Source organism: Vibrio ichthyoenteri ATCC 700023, from assembly GCF_000222605.1.
Taxonomy (GTDB): Bacteria; Pseudomonadota; Gammaproteobacteria; order Enterobacterales; family Vibrionaceae; genus Vibrio; species Vibrio ichthyoenteri.
Genome location: NZ_AFWF01000003.1, coordinates 21,835 through 41,921 on the forward strand (window position 1 = coordinate 21,835; position 20,087 = coordinate 41,921).

14 protein-coding genes and 2 tRNA genes are annotated in these 20,087 nt (G+C 45.8%); 9 read left to right on the top strand and 7 right to left on the bottom strand.

From position 1 onward, the window contains the following. Positions 1-236: 236 nt before the first annotated feature. From phoB to RH85_RS00135, 3 genes are read left to right on the top strand one after another with little or no spacing between them, the layout of a single operon-like run. Positions 237-926, top strand: coding sequence for a phosphate regulon transcriptional regulator PhoB (gene phoB / locus RH85_RS00125; protein WP_006710132.1), 690 nt, complete (start codon positions 237-239; stop codon positions 924-926). Further along, the gene (phoR, locus tag RH85_RS00130; RefSeq protein ID WP_039948276.1) at positions 926-2,227 is read left to right on the top strand and encodes a phosphate regulon sensor histidine kinase PhoR; all 1,302 of its coding nucleotides are present in this window, start codon (positions 926-928) and stop codon (positions 2,225-2,227) included. The genes phoB and phoR overlap by 1 nt, the downstream gene beginning before the upstream one ends. Continuing rightward, entirely contained in the window at positions 2,227-3,207 is a 981-nt protein-coding gene (locus RH85_RS00135; protein WP_006710134.1) for a PstS family phosphate ABC transporter substrate-binding protein, read from the top strand. The genes phoR and RH85_RS00135 overlap by 1 nt, the downstream gene beginning before the upstream one ends. Before the next feature lie 116 nt (positions 3,208-3,323). On the opposite strand, the gene ppx is transcribed toward RH85_RS00135, so the two are convergent. Together ppx and ppk1 are read right to left on the bottom strand one after the other, a co-directional pair. After that, on the bottom strand, positions 3,324-4,829 hold the full coding sequence (gene ppx, locus RH85_RS00140; protein ID WP_006710135.1) for an exopolyphosphatase: 1,506 nt from the start codon (positions 4,827-4,829) through the stop codon (positions 3,324-3,326). After that, positions 4,804-6,897 carry a polyphosphate kinase 1 gene (ppk1, locus tag RH85_RS00145; RefSeq protein ID WP_006710136.1) on the bottom strand — a complete coding sequence of 698 codons (2,094 nt, stop codon included), beginning with the start codon at positions 6,895-6,897 and terminating at the stop codon, positions 4,804-4,806. The genes ppx and ppk1 overlap by 26 nt, the downstream gene beginning before the upstream one ends. Before the next feature lie 233 nt (positions 6,898-7,130). Here ppk1 and RH85_RS00150 point away from each other — a divergent pair, with 233 nt between their 5' ends. The 4 genes from RH85_RS00150 to phoU all read left to right on the top strand — a co-directional run bounded on the left by RH85_RS00150 (position 7,131) and on the right by phoU (position 12,631). Beyond that, complete coding sequence (locus RH85_RS00150; RefSeq protein WP_006710137.1) at positions 7,131-9,317, top strand: ABC transporter permease subunit; 2,187 nt, start codon at positions 7,131-7,133, stop codon at positions 9,315-9,317. Positions 9,318-9,375: 58 nt separating this feature from the next. Continuing rightward, positions 9,376-11,022: a phosphate ABC transporter permease PstA gene (pstA, locus tag RH85_RS00155; RefSeq protein WP_006710138.1), complete on the top strand. Its 1,647-nt coding sequence runs from the start codon at positions 9,376-9,378 to the stop codon at positions 11,020-11,022. A gap of 2 nt (positions 11,023-11,024) precedes the next feature. Further along, positions 11,025-11,843: a phosphate ABC transporter ATP-binding protein PstB gene (gene pstB, locus RH85_RS00160; protein WP_006710139.1), complete on the top strand. Its 819-nt coding sequence runs from the start codon at positions 11,025-11,027 to the stop codon at positions 11,841-11,843. Positions 11,844-11,932: 89 nt separating this feature from the next. Next, entirely contained in the window at positions 11,933-12,631 is a 699-nt protein-coding gene (phoU, locus tag RH85_RS00165; RefSeq protein WP_006710140.1) for a phosphate signaling complex protein PhoU, read from the top strand. Here phoU and RH85_RS00170 read toward each other — a convergent pair. From RH85_RS00170 to RH85_RS00190, 5 genes are all read right to left on the bottom strand, one after another. After that, entirely contained in the window at positions 12,628-13,134 is a 507-nt protein-coding gene (locus RH85_RS00170; protein WP_006710141.1) for a hypothetical protein, read from the bottom strand. The two genes, phoU and RH85_RS00170, sit on opposite strands and share 4 nt — an antisense overlap. 210 nt (positions 13,135-13,344) lie before the next feature. Then, a complete protein-coding gene (locus RH85_RS00175; protein WP_006710142.1) occupies positions 13,345-14,274 on the bottom strand; it encodes a LysR family transcriptional regulator in 930 nt (309 codons plus the stop codon). A 58-nt stretch (positions 14,275-14,332) separates the two neighbouring features. Next, positions 14,333-15,079 (bottom strand): copper homeostasis protein CutC, encoded by a 747-nt coding sequence (locus RH85_RS00180; RefSeq protein ID WP_006710143.1) that lies wholly within the window; start codon positions 15,077-15,079, stop codon positions 14,333-14,335. Positions 15,080-15,272: 193 nt separating this feature from the next. Beyond that, positions 15,273-15,357: transfer RNA gene (locus tag RH85_RS00185), tRNA-Tyr, on the bottom strand. A gap of 97 nt (positions 15,358-15,454) precedes the next feature. Further along, positions 15,455-15,539 (bottom strand) — tRNA-Tyr (locus RH85_RS00190). Positions 15,540-15,811: 272 nt separating this feature from the next. Between RH85_RS00190 and RH85_RS00195 the strand changes: the two genes are divergently transcribed. Together RH85_RS00195 and vexH are read left to right on the top strand one after the other, a co-directional pair. Next, entirely contained in the window at positions 15,812-16,888 is a 1,077-nt protein-coding gene (locus RH85_RS00195) for an efflux RND transporter periplasmic adaptor subunit (protein ID WP_006710144.1), read from the top strand. Then, positions 16,888-20,016 (top strand): vibriobactin export RND transporter permease subunit VexH, encoded by a 3,129-nt coding sequence (vexH, locus tag RH85_RS00200; protein WP_006710145.1) that lies wholly within the window; start codon positions 16,888-16,890, stop codon positions 20,014-20,016. Before RH85_RS00195 ends, vexH begins: the two co-directional genes overlap by 1 nt. Positions 20,017-20,087 lie beyond the last annotated feature (71 nt).

Genomic DNA, 20,087 nt, shown 5'->3' on the forward strand with positions numbered 1-20,087 from the left:
CGTTGGCATTTAGTGGCTCATGATAGGAAATTTTTTCCCACTTGTCTTATTGGATGTAAAAAATCACAACCGCTAGCGCGAATTGATGAAAGTTCAATCATTTGATTAAGAAGCTTCCGTGAAAATTTGTTTGCAAAGGTCACAAAAGTGTCATAATTACTAGCAATAATGCTTATGCATCGAGGGGCGCGTGCGTCTCAATTTCAATTAGCTCAAAACCATAAGGTTATTCAATTATGTCTAGAAGGATTCTTGTTGTTGAAGATGAAGCGCCAATTCGCGAGATGCTGTGCTTTGTACTTGAACAGAAAGGTTATCAAGCAGTCGAAGCGGAAGATTACGACACTGCTGTAACTAAATTGGCGGAACCCTTCCCTGATCTTGTGCTGCTTGATTGGATGTTGCCAGGTGGCAGCGGAATCAACTTCATCAAACATATGAAGCGTGAAGAGCTTACTCGTAACATTCCTGTTGTGATGCTAACCGCTCGTGGTGAAGAAGAAGATAAAGTACGCGGCCTTGAAGTCGGTGCTGATGATTACATTACGAAACCGTTCTCGCCAAAAGAGTTGGTTGCTCGTCTTAAAGCGGTAATTCGCCGTGTGACCCCAACCGCACTCGAAGACATCATTGATGTACAAGGTCTGCGTTTGGACCCGGTTTCACACCGCGTGACCACCAATGATCAGGCGCTCGATATGGGGCCGACTGAATTCAAAATGCTGCACTTCTTCATGACGCACCAAGAACGAGTGTATAGCCGTGAGCAATTGTTGAATAACGTTTGGGGTACCAACGTCTACGTGGAAGATCGCACTGTCGATGTTCACATTCGTCGTCTACGCAAAGCATTGGAAGCGGAAGGTCACGATAAGCTGATTCAAACCGTTCGTGGCGCGGGTTATCGCTTCTCAACTAAGGCTTAATATTAGTGGAACGGTTAACTTGGAAAAGATTGCTACGTGAGCTGGTCTTTTTTTACACCCCCTGGGTCATTGTGGGGTGGATGTTCGGATACATGCCGTGGTTGCTTTTAGCAGCCACGGTTTTGCAGCTTGTATGGCACCTGCACAACCAAATGCGCTTGTCCGCATGGTTATGGGATGAAAAACGCCTTACTCCACCATCGGGTACCGGAAACTGGGAACACCTGTTTAACGGGATTTACCGTTTACAGCAGCGCCAGCGTAGAAAGCGCAAAGAACTGACTAACTTGATTCGTCGTTTCCGTAACGGTGCCGAATCGCTGCCCGATGCGGTAGTGGTTTTCCGTAGTGAAGGCAATATCGTTTGGTGCAACAAGTTGGCGCAACACCTATTGGGCTTTCGTTGGCCTGATGACTCGGGACAGCCGATCTCTAACTTGATTCGTACGCCTGATTTTATTAAATATCTGACCAAACAAGATTTCTCCGAGCCACTTGAAATGCGCTCGCCACTTAACGTTGAAAGAATGTTGGAACTGCGTATCGTGCCATATACCGAAGGTGAGCACTTGATGGTGGTACGTGACGTGACTCAGCTTAAACAGCTTGAAGGTATGCGCCGCAACTTCTTTGCCAACGTTTCTCATGAGCTCCGCACACCAATGACAGTGCTGCAAGGTTATCTTGAGATGACAGAAGATCCTGAAATGTTGGTTGGTCCAATGTGGCCTAAGGCGCACGGCGTAATGACGGAGCAGCTTAACCGCATGAACAGCTTGGTCAATCAGCTCCTTACCTTGTCAAAAATCGAAGCGGCACCCATGCATGAGCTAGATGAAGTGGTTAACGTTCCTGCCATGCTGGAAGTGCTTGAAAAAGAGGCCACGAGTCTCAGTGGTGATCAGCAACATAAGCTACGTTTTGATGTGGACTCATCGCTATTGGTACTGGGTGATGAAGATCAACTGCGCAGCGCGATTTCAAACTTGGTTTACAACGCGGTGAAGTACACCCCAGCAGGGGCTGATGTCCATGTTCGTTGGTATAAAACTAGCCAAGGGGCTTGTTTAGAAGTGTCTGACAGCGGTGAGGGGATTGAAGCGCAGCATATTCATCGTTTAACTGAGCGTTTTTACCGTGTGGATAAAGCGCGTTCACGTGATACTGGCGGTAGTGGTTTGGGTCTGGCGATCGTAAAACACGCGCTTTCGCACCACGATTCACATTTGGATATTTGGAGTAAAATCGGCGTTGGCAGTAAATTCTCCTTTATTCTACCAACGCGCTTGGTGGTGAAGTAATGCGAGGCTTTACTCAGAAGCTGCATTTGGCATGCTGCTTGGCAGTGATTGGTATGTGTAGCACTGCGGCGCACGCTGAATCGTTGAAGGAGTATCATAAGGTGCCCGGGATCAGCGGGGCACTTACCAGTGTTGGTTCTGATACGCTCGCCGGTATGACGACCTTATGGGTTGAAGAGTTCCAAGAGCTTTATCCGGGCATCAATGCGCAAGTACAAGCATCAGGGTCAGCCACTGCGCCACCAGCTTTGGTGGAGCAAACCGCTCAATTTGGCCCGATGAGTCGGGCGATGCGTAACCGTGAAATTGAGGCTTTTGAGCGTGAACATGGTTATAAACCAACAGCGCTCAGAGTCGCGATTGATGCCATTGGTATTTTTGTCCACCGCGATAATCCCATTGAAGGCCTCAACTTCATGCAGCTCGACAGTATTTTCTCTGCGACGATGCGTTGTGGCGGAACCGAACCGATCATGACTTGGCAGCAATTAGGCCTTGATTACCAATGGGCGGAGCGGGCGATTCAAATGTTCGGTCGTAACTCTGTGTCAGGCACATACGGTTATTTTAAGAAGAATGCTTTGTGTGGAGGAGACTTCCTCAATACAGTCAATGAACAGCCGGGCTCGGCTTCAGTTGTGCAATCGGTCGCCTCTTCGATCAATACCATCGGTTACTCCGGTGTCGGTTATAAAGTATCCGGAGTGAAACGTCTGCGTATTGCACAACAGGGCGAGCAATATGTGGATGCAACACGCGAGAATATCCTATCAGGTAAGTACCCACTATCACGCTATTTATATGTTTATGTGAATAAGCATCCGCAAAAACCGCTTTCTCCGATTGAGCGCGAATTTATTCGTTTTATCTATTCGCAGCAAGGACAGCAGCTGGTGGAACAAGATGGTTACGTGGCTATTTCGCCGCAAATTGCTCAACAAGAGCTGGCGAAAGTAGGCTTAACGCAGTGGCAAAATTAGTGCATATCTGAGTTTGATAACAACACGATCTTATAACAATACAGGCGCTCTATGCGCCTGTATTGTTATGGTTGAATCAGCCGTTCAGTATTTTGTCGTTTGAGCCAAAAGAGCATTTAACGCAAAGTCAGTTGCCAGCCCGCAGCTTGCCAATAATCTTGTTCAACAAGTAAATTGGCATTGAGTAGCTTGTTGGTTGTTAGCCAGTCAAAGTCCTCGCAAGTGAGTTGCCAGTTATCGTTATCATCGATAGACAAAGAAAAGCGCGGTAAGGGCGCTTCACTGCGCTGGCCATTGAGCAGGATTGCTAAGCGAAGAATGCGGGCTAAGCCGAGAATGTGCTTTTTCTTATACAGTAGAAATTCATCCATCTCTTCAAGTTTGAGTGTTTTGCGTTGAAAACGTGCGAGAGTTGCCAATAAGCGTTGTTGCTCAACATTAAATCCAGGCATATTAGTGTGGCGCAACAAATAATCCGAGTGGCGATGATAGCCTTTGAGGCTGATGCTCAATCCGACTTCATGCAGCAATGCACTCCACTCTAGTAGATCAAACAGTTCTGAATTTGTTTTGATGCCGAGTTGAGTATGGATATCATCGAGTAGTAAGCGAGCTTGTTGTTTTACGCGCTCGGCGTGCTCAAGATCGACCAAATGCTTACTGGCAAGATTTTCAGTGGTACGCATACGAATATCACTACGCTTAAAGCGCTCTTCCATTTCGTAGAGCAAACCTTCGCGCAGTGCCCCTTCCGAGTAATGCATTTCACTGATGCGTAAATCAAGAAAAATGGCGTACATGATCGCCACCCCGGCGGCAAAAACCGGCTGACGTTCAGCGGTTAGGCCTGGTAAATCGATCTGTTCAATGTCATCCCATTCACATAGCTTATCAATCAATTTGAGTAATCGCTTGGTGGTAATGATGCCATCGTGGTAGCCCTGGCCAATTAATACTTCGCGAATCGCTTTGATGGTGCCTGATGAGCCAAAGGCGATTGACCAGCCTTTCTTTTTGTAACGATGCGCTAATGCTTCTAGCTTTTGTTCCGCGGCGAGAATGGCATTGGTGAAGTTTTTATTGGAGAGTTTTCCATTGGCAAAAAACTGTTTGGTGAAGCTAACACAACCCATCGGTTTACTGTTGACGAGATCGGGCGTGAATCCATGACCCACCATGATTTCTGTGCTGCCACCACCAATGTCGACAATCAGCTTGGAGTCAGATTGCGGTTGGGTGTGGGAGACGCCTTGATAAATTAAGCGAGCCTCTTCTACTCCGGGAATAACTTCAATCGCAAAGGGCAAAACATGCCGTGCTCGCTGGAGGAAAATATGAGCATTATTGGCTTGGCGCAAGGTGTGCGTAGCGGCAATGCGCACATTACTTTCATCGAAGTCTTTTAAGCGCTCAGCAAACATAGCTAAGCATTCTAAGCCACGCTCAATCGCGTCATTATCCAAATTGCCTTGGCTATCTAAGCCACTGGCCAGTCGAACTCGCTGTTTATGCCGACTGACAAGCTGCAAATCTTGTCCTACGACTTTAGCCACCACCATATGGAAGCTGTTTGAACCAAGATCGATGGCGGCAACGTTACGCACCTGCTGAGTGTAATTCATTGTTTTTCTTCGTTTGCTTCTCTATATTTTTAAGATAGTCGTAAATAGCCACTTGCGAGCGAACTTTTTTTCGATTGCCTCGCGCAACGTAACTATTACTCATTTCTTTATCAATCCAGCGTGCTTTAACCGTATCAATGAAGTGAAGATTAACAATATCAATGATGCGTTGTTTAAGACGAGGATCACGAACTGGCGCTGCGACTTCAATACGATGATCGATATTGCGGGTCATCCAGTCTGCGGAAGAAATATAGACCAGCGGATCACCGCCATTATGGGTAATGAGAACGCGTGGGTGTTCCAAAAAACGATCAACAATACTGATGATTTGAATATTGTCGCTAACTCCTTCAACTCCCGGAACTAGGGCGCACATACCGCGAATGATCATTTTGATCATTACGCCAGCGGTGCTCGCTTGATAGAGTTTCTCGATCAGACCTTTGTCGACTAAGTTGTTAACCTTCAAAATTATCTGCGCTTTTTTGCCCTGTTGCGCGTGGTTAATTTCAGTTTCAATTAATTGGTACAACTGAGTACGCGTGTTGCGTGGTGATACGATTAACTGTTTGAAGTCGACGGGGCGATAAGGATTTTCGATATAGCCGAATACATCACGTACTTCGTTGGCAATCTCAGGATTGGCAGTCAGGAGCGAGAAGTCCGTGTAGATGCGAGCGGTTTTTTCATGAAAGTTACCGGTGCCAATATGAGCGTAACGAACGATTTCACCTTTTTCACGGCGATTAATCAGCAGTAATTTGGAGTGAATTTTGAGCCCCGGAGTGCCAAAGATGACATGCACACCAGCTTCTGTAAGCACTCTGGCCCATTCAATATTGGCTTCTTCGTCAAAGCGAGCTTGTAGCTCGACAACTACGGTGACTTTTTTACCGTTGTGTACTGCATCGATCAGTGAATTCATTAGGCGAGAATCTTTTGCCACACGATAGATGTTGATTTTGATGCTCAGTACTTTGGGGTCAAATGAGGCTTGGCGTACCAGTTCAGTAATATGACCGAAGGTGTGGTACGGATAGTAGAGCAAAATGTCTTGTTTTTTGATTGCATCAAAGCTGTTGTCATGGCCATCAAAGTCGGCGCAGCGCATCGGAGGCAGGGCTTTATGCTCTAGGTAATCACGGCCAACATTAGGGAAGGCGATAAAGTCTTTAAAGTTGTGGTATCTACCCGCCGGGATCAGGCTGTCATAATGAGAGATTTCTAACTTATCACGCAGAAACGTCAGCATATCGTTAGGCATGTTTCGCTCATAGACAAAGCGGACTGGCATCGCTGTTAGGCGTTGATTTACCCCTTCAGACATTTGCTCCAAGATACTAAATTCTACTTCACTGCCTAAGTCATATTCAGCATCGCGGGTCATCTTCATCGCATAGCCATGAATTTCGTCGTAATCAAAAAAGCCACGGAAGAGGTCATCTAAGCAATAGCGGATGATGTTATCGAGTAGGATTATCGTTTTTCTGCGTTTACCTTTCTGCTCTGGCACCATAACAAAGCGCGGTAAATGATCGGTTGGGACTTCTAGCAGCACGTAACGGCTACTATTCGCCTTCTTTAATTCGACGGCGATATAAGCGTATTCATCTTTGAGAAACTGAATAAGATCGATGTCATCGGTTAACATGACGGGCGTCATGTGGGGTCTAATTTCACGATGAAAGTACTTCTGGATCCATTTATGTTGTGTGTCACTTAATTGATGTTCGTTGACGAGAAAGATACGGCGACGAGCCATCTCTTTGATGAGTTCTTGATAAATATCATCAAATTTTCCATTTAATTTCATCGCTTTAGATTGCATCTTTGTCAGTAAATGCTTAGAGCTGTCGTTATCGCCTTGGTGTTGATTGATCAATATGCGACGTTTTACGTCCGAGAAGCGCACTTTATAAAATTCGTCGAGGTTATTAGAAAAAATGCCCAGAAAGCGCACTCTTTCTATTAACGGCACCGATTTATCAGCCGCTTCTTGTAAAACACGTTCATTGAACGAGAGCCAACTCAATTCCTTTTCGATATACAACTTTTCTAAACTCATCCTAAGTTCCTTTTCCGTCCCACCCTCATAGCGTAGGTTACGTTAAGAAAACTAAGGCATTTTTGTGACAGATTTATTGCAATATGTGACGGTAAAAAAAGCAAAATTGTGTGAAGATAGATGTAGAAAAGGCTCAAGGATAATTCATTATTTTCAGTTGTTTATTTTCACCTGTAATATAATTGTCATCTTGGCGAAATATTATATCGTCGGGCATAACTAGGTAGGTAGAGATGGCAAAGGCCGAATTTTCATTGCGCGAAAAAGACAGAAAGCGGCTGATAAAAGATCGAGTGGTACGATTTGCAGTTTCTGCTGGTGGTGTGGGTGTGCTCGCAGCGCTGGTGCTTATCTTTGTTTATTTGGCAATGATGGTATTGCCACTGTTTTCTGATGCCAAACTCACTCCGAATGTTGCACAACAAGTGATCACCACACCGGCCCCTGTCGCGGCTGGTATTGATGAATATGGTGAGCATGCGTTTGTGATCTCGCAACAAGGGCAAATCGACTTCTGGCCAGTCTCCTATTCAAGCACTCAACCGAAATTATCGGTGAATTTTGGCCAGCAATACAGTTTGTTTGCTCAAATGCCAAGCGCTCAAGGGTGGTTTGGTTTTGCGGCTGCTAACGGTGATGTCGCGTTGTTTCAGCCTCAAATGAGCAGTGCCATGGCCACGGAAGGACGCACATTTACCCCACAAGTTAATCGTTGGGATAGCCACATTAATTTGCTCTATCCTGATGTTCAGTTAGAACAATTTGCCTTTGCCGTGGATAAAATGGCGACCTTGGTTGGTTATTTTAGTGATCAGCGGGTACGCTTGCGCTGGCAAAATCCAGATCAAAGTATCAGCAGTTTTACTTTTCCAACCACATTACCAGATCTTGACCAACTGATTCTGACACCGGATGGCCGGACACTCTATCTTCGTAGTGGCTCCGAGCTTGTGGTGGCGAAGAAGTCGGGCGAAGGTTTTGTGGTGCGCGAAGTTGTTGATTTAAGTGAAGGCAAAGCAAAACATGCCGTGACAGATATCGATTTGCTTTCCGGTGCTTATTCTTTGTTGGTAACGCACAAAGATGGCTTGGTGTCACAATGGTTTGACGTGCTGAAAAACAAACAGCGTCATTTAACGTTGGTGCGTGAATTTAAGTTAGCATCCGAACTACAGTTTTTGTTGCCAGATACCTACCGCAAAGGTTTTTACAGTTTCTACATTAATGGCACGGTACAGAGCCATTACACAACCAGCGAAAAGCTGGTGATGTTTGAGCGAGCTTATCAGCAAGCCCCGCAGTTGGCCGGAATGTCGAAGAATGAGCAGTTTCTAGTCGCATTGTCAGGACAAGAATTGAGTGTCGCTCATATTGATAATCCGTACCCGGAGATCTCTCTTTCTTCTTTGTGGCAAAAGGTTTGGTATGAAAGTTATCCTGAACCGACATTTGTATGGCAAACCACTTCTGCAAGCGATGAGTTTGAAGCCAAATTTAGCTTAGTACCGATTGCCTTTGGTACTTTAAAAGCGGCGGCTTTCGCGATGCTATTTGCCATTCCTGTTGCCGTGTTTGGTGCGATATATACCGCTTATTTCATGACCTCAAAGATGCGTCGGGTGGTGAAACCCTCAATTGAGTTGATGGAAGCATTGCCGACGGTGATCATCGGCTTTCTTGCTGGCCTTTGGTTTGCTCCGGTTGTAGAAAGTCATTTGGCGGCGGTAACTGCGCTACTGCTGATTTTGCCGATTGCGATTGTCGCGATTGGTGCGCTATGGCATCTATTGCCATCACAGTGGACGCGACGTTTACCTAATGGTTGGCATGCGGCGATTTTGATGCCACTTATCGTGTTAATCACCGTGGTGATTTTGCAGCAAAGCGGCAATATTGAAATGTGGTGGTTTGATGGTGACGTGCGTGTTTTCTTAGCGCAAAAAGGTATCGATTTTGATCAGCGTAATGCGTTAGTGGTTGGGTTTGCGATGGGCTTTGCGGTGATCCCGACCATCTTTACCATTGCAGAAGATGCGATATTTTCCGTGCCTAAACACCTATCTGACGGCTCATTGGCGTTAGGAGCCACACCGTGGCAGACACTGATTTATGTGGTGTTGCTAACCGCAAGTCCCGGGATCTTTTCTGCGATTATGATGGGGCTTGGGCGAGCTGTTGGTGAAACCATGATTGTATTAATGGCAACCGGTAATACGCCGATTTTAGATTGGAACATTTTAGAAGGGATGCGTACCTTGTCTGCTACGATTGCGGTTGAGATGCCGGAATCTGAAGTTGGTAGCTCGCACTTCCGTATTTTGTTCCTCGCCGCTTTGATTTTGTTAGTGTTTACTTTTGCGGTGAACTCATTAGCAGAATGGGTTCGTCAACGTTTACGTGAGAAGTATCGCGCTTTGTAGTGTGATGTTTCTGCTGTGCTTTTCGATAATTTGTCTTTGTTTATAGGAATTACCATACGTGTTTAAGTGGCTAAAATCAGGCGCACCATGGATCTGGTTGACCGGCGGGGCAGTAAGTATCAGCTTACTCTCGGTTTTGGGCTTGATGCTGCTTATTGGTTGGAAAGGGCTTTCTTACTTCTGGCCAACGCCATTATACCAATGGACAACGGAAGAAGGTCAGTCTTTGGTGGGGCAACTGTACGCTGAAGAATATGTACCGATCAGTCATTTGAAAGAAATGGATATTCCGTTGCCAGAGCAAGTGGCAAAGAAAGGTATGGTTAAACGCTTGAGCATTAAAGTCGCTAACCGAGATATCTATCCGGCAGACTTTATCTCTATCTTGGAAATTGATGTTCTACGGCGCACCCAGCCACTCGGTTGGGCAGTGATAGAGCGAACTCGTGGCGGCGATTTTTACGGTTTGCCGATCGCATACAAACGCGCGGATGGAACACAGCTTACTGACTATCACAGCGAATTGGATCGAGCGTTGAATTATAGCGATGCGCTTCGGCAACAAATCGATACGATCATTAAGCAAGAAGTCCGTACCATCAGCGCTCAAGCGAATGAATTGCGTTTAGAGAAACGCAAACATGATCTGAATAATCAGCAAGATGAGCAATTTATTGCCCGTTTTACCGCGCAATCGAACCAGTTTAGCCAGCAATTGGCGCAAACCGAAGCCAAGTTGGATGAGTTACGCGCTAAGTTGGCGCTGCAAGGGTTACTGGTAGAAGATATGACAGGCCAACGGGTATTGATTCCGTTAAGTCATATTCTGGATATTTGGTATCCCAATCAGATGACGCTGATGGAAAAAGTGGCTCATTGGGGTAAACAAGCGTGGAAGTTTCTCTCTGAAGATCCGCGAGAATCAAATTCCGAAGGCGGCGTCTTTCCGGCCATGTTTGGCACGGTGCTACTGGTGTTGATCATGTCGGTGATCGTGATGCCTTTGGGGGTAATTGCGGCAATCTACCTACATGAATACGCTAAGAATAATGTATTTACTCGTATTATTCGTGTTGCGGTTATAAACCTGGCTGGAGTGCCATCGATCGTTTATGGCGTTTTTGGCTTAGGATTTTTTGTTTATACCGTGGGCGCTTCGATTGATAACGTGTTTTACGCAGAGCAACTGCCTGCTCCAACATTTGGCACACCGGGCTTGCTTTGGTCGGCTCTCACTTTAGCCGTATTGACGTTACCGGTTGTGATCGTGGCAACGGAAGAAGGTTTAACTCGCATTCCTAACTCGGTTCGTCATGGCTCGCTTGCTTTAGGTGCAACTCAGTTTGAAACCATGTGGCGTATTGTGCTGCCGATGGCAAGTCCAGCCATTATTACCGGGTTAATCTTGGCGGTGGCACGAGCGGCGGGAGAAGTTGCGCCTCTAATGTTAGTGGGGGCGGTTAAGCTTGCATCGAGTTTGCCCGTTGATAGTCAATTCCCTTATTTACACTTAGAGCGTAAGTTCATGCATTTAGGTTTTCATATCTATGATGTTGGCTTTCAAACGACTAATATTGAAAGTGCACGACCGCTGGTTTATGCCACTTCATTTTTGCTCGTGACCGTGATTGTCGGCTTGAACTTAACGGCGATTAGCATTCGTAACAACTTACGTGAAAAATACCGAACTTTAGGACAAGATTAACCATGTTTTCTGTCAATCAAGCATTAGGTTACCCAACCCCCTTAGACGTGAACAATCTCAGCGATGAGCAAACCGCAATTTCAATCGAAGGGTTAAACTTGTTCTATCAAAATAGCCAGGCGTTGAGTGACATTTCGATGCGCATCCCTAAAGGTCAGGTAACGGCATTTATCGGCCCATCAGGCTGCGGAAAATCGACCTTACTGCGTTGTATTAATCGCATGAACGATCTGGTTGAGGGATGCCGAGTAAGCGGCCGTGTGACGCTACATGGCAAAAATGTCTACGATCCGGATGTTGATGTCGCCACTTTGCGCCGCCGTGTCGGAATGGTTTTCCAACGACCAAACCCTTTCCCTAAATCAATTTACGAAAACGTGGTTTATGGCTTACGTTTGCAAGGACTAAAAAAGAGTCGTGTGCTCGATGATGCTGCAGAACGTGCTTTGCGTGCCGCTGCTCTATGGGATGAAGTGAAAGATCGCTTACATGAAAATGCGTTTGGTTTGTCTGGCGGTCAGCAACAACGTTTGGTGATCGCGCGTTCCATCGCGATTGAGCCAGAGGTGTTGTTATTGGATGAGCCAACTTCAGCTCTTGACCCTATTTCAACCTTAACGATTGAAGAGCTAATTAACGATCTAAAAACCAAATATACCGTCGTTATCGTGACACATAACATGCAACAAGCAGCGCGAGTGAGCGACCATACCGCTTTTATTCATATGGGAAAGTTGATCGAGTACTCAGATACCGATTCTATTTTTACCTCCCCATTGAAAAAGCAGACGGAAGACTACATTACAGGTAGATACGGCTAAGCGTTCCGTTCTATTGGAAGCGGCAACGCCCACTCATTAAGAGATACTGTTTATCTCTATTCTTACCTTAAGGGAGCTACACCTCATTCATGAACTTTGGACGCCACATTTCAGGTCAATTTAACGTCGAACTTGAGTCGATTCGAACCCATGTACTTACCATGGGCGGCTTGGTCGAACAGCAACTTTCTTTTGCGATGCAGGCATTGCATAAAGAGGATATGGAGCTGGCGAAAAAAGTGGTACGTGACGATCATAAAGTGAATGCGATGGAAGTGTCGATTGATGAGGCGTGTACGCGGATTATTGCTAAACGCCAACCCACGGCGAAAGACTTACGTTTAATCATGGCGATCATCAAAACCATCACCGATCTTGAACGGATTGGTGATGTCGCGACCAGTATCGCTAAAGTGGCGATAGAGAACCCTTCTACACAAGAGCGCCAATTCCATGTTTCGCTAGAGCCATTATGTCGTCAAGCCGTGAGTATGTTGCACCAAGTGTTAGATGCGTTTGCCCGTATGGATGTCGATGCGGCAGCCGCAGTGTATAAGCTCGATGACCGTTTGGATGCTGAGTATGAAGCAGTCGTGCGCCAATTAATGACTTATATGATGGAAGATCCTAAAAATATCCCTCATATCCTACAAGTCATGTGGTCAGCACGTGCAATTGAACGTGTTGGCGATCGTTGCCAAAACATTTGTGAATACATCATTTACTTTGTTAAAGGCAAAGATGTTCGTCACCTTGGTGAGCAAAGCATTGATGATGCGCTGCGTTAAAAACGCAGCGTCACGCCAGTACTGAACGTGGTTGAAAAATCACTGCTTAAATAGGTGTTCTTATTGTCGATATAGTTGATATCGATCCCAGCACGCAGACCAATCGTGTCGTTTATTTGCAGTACCCAGGCCGCCGCAGTGCTGACACCTGAGCCATCACGATATTTGGTCGGTGAGAAAATATAGTTGCGGCTACCTTCATATTCCACTCCCCCTATCTCAACTTGAAAGCCAAACATCGGTGCTTGCGGCAAATTATATTGCGCGCCAATGCGATAGGTTTTGAGTCGATCTTTGTCGGTCAGGATATTGGCCGAAGTATGGCTATAACTCATATATAACGCGTCCAACCCAAGCACGTCAGTGATACCGACTTGTAAGCCTCCACCTAAATTCCCCGAACCCACATATGGGCCTAATTTTAATTCTGGTGAAATGTGCAGCCCTGAAGCGAATGAGCCAAAGCTGGCCAGAAGACTGAATGTGATGAGAGTCTTTTTCATAGCTATAACCTAAAGTCAGTAAAAATTGGTCACCTTGCCGAGTCCTAAGGCGGTGGAATGGGCTGACAATGGGTTGATAAAAGGGCTCTTTCATCGCTATCACTCAGCCTTTCCTTATTCGCTATCCATAACGAAGCAATGGGAACGGGGCTATGATATTGATAAGGCATTGGTGGTTCTAATGGTTGTAACTTATAGATCTGATAAGCTTTAGTTATTAGAAATTTGCTCATTGAGCACATAAAGGACTTGCTCATAAAGCCAATTAATCAGTGGGTTATGACGATATTTGCTGTGGTAATAGCCATAGACAGGATAGCGGAATGGTTCACCGTTGACGTGCGCATTCATGCTACGTAACAGCGGGTAATTGTGAATGGGGAAAAGGTTGGAATGAGGTAAAAATAGGTCGCTATGAACGACCACATCGACAGCTGCCATGACGAATTCAGAGCGGAACTTTACGTTTACCTCAACGCCTTCACGCCTCATCACTTCAGCAGCAAGGCTAAAATCATCGTTCCAGCCGGGGATTATAATAGAGGCGATATCATAGCCATGCATATCATGAGCATTGACGGATTCTCGCTGTACGGGATGATCTTTGCGCACAATCACTTTTGATGTAAGTTCCACCAATAAACGTGAGTAGATGTGCTGCGGGAAGTCATGATCGTAATTGATGCCAAATAACACATCGCCATTTTTCATTTCATCAAAAGTGCTTTTATTCCAACTGATTAGTTCAATAGTACAGTTTGGTGCGAGTTGCTGAAAACGTTGAAAAAGCGTCCCGGACAAACACGTAAGTACAATGGGTGCAACCGCAATGCGAATGGGAGTGTTGATGTTTAAAGGATCAAACTCTGGATTGCGATTAAGCGTGCTGGCAAGGCCATCTAAGTGAGGCGTTATATTGTCAGCAAGCTCTTGGGCGAAAGGAGTCGCTTCCAAGCCGCCATGCACTTTAACAAATAACTCATCTTCAAAGTGATGGCGAAGTTTCTGCAGTGCTTGACTGATCGCAGGCTGTGAAACAAACAGGCGCTTAGAGGCTTTGCGCATGTTGCACTCTTGGGAGAGGACAAGAAAAGTTCGCAGTAGATTTAAATCTAAACTGTAAAACAGATCTTTATTCATGCCACTCTCCTTATGTGCTACCTCATGCTAACACCTGTTTGTTAGCGATTAAATGGAATTATCGATTTAGCGAGTGGGCAACGGCAGCGATCTTATTACTATCAGTAACGGGAATAATGAAGTCATCAATGGCATTATTGCCCATTTTAACCTCATCCGAGACCGTTTCCATTAAGCTCTGGCGAGTGGACTTTCCGGAGAGATGTACTTGCATGACGCCGGTTTTAGCGGTTATCACACCGACATTGTCTGCGGTTAAACCGGCTCCTGCCATAATTGCGAAGCGGCCATCTGCTTGTTCTACCATCTGTTTGAGTACAGGTACACCTTGCTCTACATTGGGCGCTAAGCCAGAAGTGAGGATTCGTTCACAGCCGAGTTGTGCTATTTGCTCAAGGGCTTGTTCGATATCGCTACATTGGTCGATAGCGCGATGGAAAGTGACGCCTAAATTGCATTCTGTTGCGGTTGCCATTAAGCGTACAGCTTGAGCCATGTTGATATGGCCTTGCGCGGTTAATACGCCAAAAACGACGCCTTGTAGTCCCGCTTGAGCCGCCGCTTTGATATCCAGTAGCATGGCGTCGATATCATCTTGGTCATAAATAAAGTCGCCTTGGCGAGGACGAATCATGGCATAAACTGGGATTGAAGAAAGGGCAGCAGCGCGTTGCATAAAACCAAAACTAGGGGTTAAACCACCTAAAGCAAGTGACGAGCACAGCTCGATACGATCGGTGCCACCAGCAATTGCTTGATGAAGAGACTCTAAGTTATCAATACAAACTTCAATTTGGTAAGTCATAGCAAGGACTCAAGTAATTAAGACCTTAATATTTTAACTGAGCGCAGAGCATTGAATAGGGTAAAGATAAGCGATTGGCTTTCCCTGTTATTTTTTATGCATATTAGTTTGTGAGTCGGGGGGGGAGGAAGATCAGTTATTGGTGCTCTAGATATGAAAAAAGCCAGCTCAATGAGCTGGCTTTTAAGCAATATGGTGGAGGGGGACGGATTCGAACCATCGAAGGCGGAGCCGGCAGATTTACAGTCTGCTCCCTTTGGCCACTCGGGAACCCCTCCAGGGTGTTTTCTTACTCTTCGCAAAGTAAGCTTAAATGAGGTTTTCCCAACACATTCATTCAAGTTGCTCTCATACTCTAATCAAGCAGAGAAAATATGGTGGAGGGGGACGGATTCGAACCATCGAAGGCGGAGCCGGCAGATTTACAGTCTGCTCCCTTTGGCCACTCGGGAACCCCTCCAGGGTATTTTTATACTTAAAAGAAGTTTTCCCAACGCATCTCTCAAGTTCGGAGCGCATCATAGCAAACTCCTAAATACTGTAAAGCGTTTTTCTTCTGATTTTGAGTTGAATGGTGTCTTTTTGGACAAAGACGCCTGTAATTGAACGTTTTACTAGCAATTGAGGTGATCTTTAATTGCGATAGAGGTTAGAGGATTTACATTCCTTGACGTTTCTGGGGCGTAATTATGGGTAAAATAACCTTAGATATTTCTGGAAGAATACATAGCAATGAAAAATAAACTGATTCTAAGCTTACTCGCTGCCTCTATTTTAAGCGCTTCGCCTGCAACCTTTGCTCGAGGGCCACAAGGTTCGCAAGCCGTTACTGTAGTGACTGAACAAGTCCAAACCCACCAAGTTTCTCAATCACTTTCGTTAGTGGGTAAATTAGAAGCGGCTCAATCGGTAATGGTATCGCCAGAAACCACCGGTAAGGTGGAAATGATAGCAGTCAAAGCTAATCAGGAAGTCAAGAAAGGCCAGCTGCTGATCCAACTTAATGATGATAAAGCGCGAGCGTCAGTGAAAGAAGCGCAGGCGTATTTAAAAGATGAACAACGTAAGCTGAAAGAGTTTGAGCGCTTGGTTAAGCGCAACGCTATTACTCAAACGGAAATCGATGCGCAAAAAACCAATGTAGAGATTGCTCAGGCGCGTCTTGATGCGGCCAATGCCAATTTAAAAGATTTGCACATTAGCGCGCCGTTTGCGGGCACCATCGGCTTTATTGATTTTAGCCGCGGAAAAATGGTTTCTGCAGGAACAGAGTTACTCTCACTAGATGATCTTTCGGTAATGCAGTTGGATCTGCAAGTACCAGAGCGTTACCTCGCTAAGATTGAGCAAGGCATGTTAGTTACCGCGATGAGCAGCGCTTGGGACAGCCAAGTGTTCCAAGGTGAAGTGGTGGGGATTGATTCTCGTATTAACCAAGAAACGCTCAATTTGCGTGTCCGCATTAATTTCCAGAATAACGATTTAAAACTTAAACCAGGCATGCTGGTTTCGGCTGATATGGATTTTCCTGCGATTAACGCACCGATTATTCCGGTACAAGCATTGGAATACTCAGGTACTAAGCGCTACGTCTATGTGGTTGGTGAGGATAATCAAGCGAAACGTACGCAAGTCTTCTTGGGCGCTCGTGTAGAGAACCAAGTTGTGATCACTGAAGGGCTAAATATTGGCGATAAAATTGTGGTGCAAGGTATCGTGAATATGCGTGATGGCGCGAAAGTGAAAGAACAAGGCAGTGCAGCAAAGCCAGCAGCGACCAAAGAGCTACCAGCAAAAGGTGACAAGTAATGTGGTTGTCTGATGTTTCTGTAAAACGGCCGGTATCGGCACTCGTTCTCAGCTTGTTGCTGTGTGTATTTGGTATTGTGTCCTTTTCCAAATTGGCGGTTCGAGAAATGCCGGATATCGAAAATCCGGTAGTGTCGATCAGTACGCGCTATGACGGTGCATCGGCAACCATCATCGAAAGCCAAATTACCTCCTCACTGGAAGATCAGTTGTCGGGGATCAGTGGTATTGATGAAATATCATCCACCACCCGTAATGGCATGTCGCGCATTACCATTACCTTTGATCTGGGTTACGACTTGAATACCGGTGTGAGTGATGTGCGTGATGCCGTTGCTCGTGCACAGCGATCATTGCCAGAAGAAGCCGACGACCCGATTGTGTATAAAAACAATGGCTCGGGCGAAGCGTCGCTGTACATCAACTTAAGTTCTTCAGATCTCGACCGAACGCAGTTAACAGACTACGTCGAGCGAGTATTGATGGATCGCTTTAGCTTGATTTCAGGGGTGAGCTCGGTTGATATCTCTGGTGGCTTGTACAAGGTCATGTATGTGAAGTTAAAGCCTGAGTTGATGGCAGGACGTGGCGTGACCACCTCAGACATCTCTCAAGCGCTGCGCAGTGAAAACTTAGAGAGCCCGGGCGGCGAAGTACGTAACGACCAAACTGTTATGTCGGTCCGTACTGCTCGCACCTACAAAACCGCACAAGATTTTGAGTACCTTGTTGTCCGTCGTGCGAGCGACAACACTCCGATTTATCTAAAAGATATTGCGGACGTTTACATCGGTGCGGAAAACGAAAATTCGACCTTTAAGAGTGATGGTGTTGTTAACGTCAGTTTAGGTATCGTGCCACAATCGGATGCCAACCCACTTGAAGTCGCGAAGCTGGTACACAAAGAAGTCGATACTGTTCAGCAATTTCTACCAAGCGGCACTCGCCTCGCGGTGGATTATGACTCGACCGTGTTTATTGAACGTTCAATTGCAGAAGTGTACAGCACGCTATTTATCACCGGTGGTTTGGTCATTTTAGTACTGTATATCTTTATTGGTCAGGCTCGTGCGACCTTGATTCCTGCCGTTACCGTGCCGGTTTCCCTAATTTCCTCTTTTATTGCGGCCTATTTCTTTGGCTTTTCGATCAACCTCATCACTTTAATGGCTTTGATCCTTTCGATTGGTCTCGTCGTGGATGATGCCATCGTGGTGGTGGAAAATATCTTCCACCATATTGAACGTGGCGAAAAACCCTTGTTGGCTGCCTACAAAGGGACACGTGAAGTTGGTTTTGCGGTGATTGCCACCACTTTGGTATTGGTCATGGTATTCCTACCAATCTCCTTTATGGATGGCATGGTTGGTTTGCTGTTTACTGAATTCTCGGTGTTGTTGGCAATGTCTGTGATTTTCTCTTCACTGATTGCATTAACGTTGACGCCAGTGTTGGGCAGTAAAATTCTTAAAGCTAATGTAAAACCGAACCGTTTTAACTTGTTCATTGAGCGTTTATTTGGCCGTTTAGAACAGAGTTATCGCAACCTGCTCACCGCGGCTTTGAAAGCGAAATGGGCGGCGCCGGTGGTGATATTGGCTTGTATGGGAGGCAGTTATGGCTTGATGCAACAAGTACCATCACAGCTTACTCCAAGTGAAGACCGTGGCGTTATTTTTGCCTTTGTACGCGGCGCGGATGCAACCAGTTACAACCGTATGTCTGCCAATATGGATATTGTGGAAGAGCGCCTAATGCCTTTACTCGGTCAGGGGTTCCTCAAGTCATTCAGTATCCAGACGCCTGCATTTGGCGGCATGGCAGGTGACCAGACTGGTTTTGTTATCATGATTTTGGATGATTGGAACGATCGTTCAGTGACGGCTCAGGAAGCCCTAGGTGAGGTACGTAAAGCGCTGTCCGGCATCGCCGATGTCCGTGCTTTTCCGTTTACGCCAGGCTTTAGAGGTGGGTCGAGTGAGCCGGTACAATTTGTTTTAGGTGGTGCGGATTACCAAGAACTTAAAGAGTGGTCGGAAAAACTTAAAATATTGGCAGAAGATTCTCCCTTTATGGAAGGTGCGGAAATCAACTACTCAGAGAAAACCCCAGAACTATTGGTGACGGTGGATAAGCAGCGCGCAGCCGAATTGGGCATTAGTGTTTCTGAGATTTCTAATACCTTAGAAGTGATGTTAGGGGGTAAGCGTGAAACGACCTTTGTTGAGCGTGGTGAAGAGTACGATGTTTACTTGCGTGGTGATGAGAATAGCTTTGGCAATGCCGCTGATTTGACGCAAATTTATATGCGTACGGCTTCGGGTGAGTTAGTCACGTTAGACGCGGTCACGAAGATTGAAGAAGTGGCTTCATCGGTACGTTTGTCTCACTACAACAAACAAAAAGCAGTGACGTTATCTGCCAACCTTTCTGATGGCTACACACTGGGTGATGCGTTGGATTATTTGGACCAACAAGCGATTGAGTTGCTGCCAAATGATATTAGCGTGAGCTATTCAGGTGAATCGAAAGATTACAAAGAGAACCAATCAAGTGTGATGGTGGTATTTGGTTTGGCGTTGTTGGTGGCTTATTTGGTCTTGGCTGCGCAGTTTGAAAGCTTTATTAACCCGCTGGTGGTGATGTTTACGGTACCCATGGGTGTATTTGGTGGCTTCTTTGGACTATTTGTTATGGACCAAGGTTTCAACATCTACAGCCAGATTGGCATGATTATGTTGATTGGTATGGTAACCAAAAATGGTATCTTGATTGTTGAATTTGCCAACCAATTGCGTGACCGTGGTTTGGAATTTGAAAAGGCGATTATTGATGCCTCTGCGCGTCGTTTACGCCCAATTTTGATGACGGCATTTACTACGTTAGCAGGTGCAATTCCATTAATCTTATCAACCGGTGCTGGCTATGAAAGCCGAGTCGCGGTGGGTACCGTTATCTTCTTTGGTATGGCTTTTGCGACCTTGATAACCTTGTTTGTTATTCCAGCGATGTATCGCTTGATCTCCGCGAGCACTCAAGCGCCAGGTCATGTGGAAGCGGAACTGAACAAAGAACTTAACCATGATTTCAAAGGGCGAACCTCACACGGTGAGCTTAGCGAACACTAAAACGCTTTGAGCTGATAATAAAAAACCGAGGCAATGCCTCGGTTTTTCTATTTATATGCAGTCACGATGTA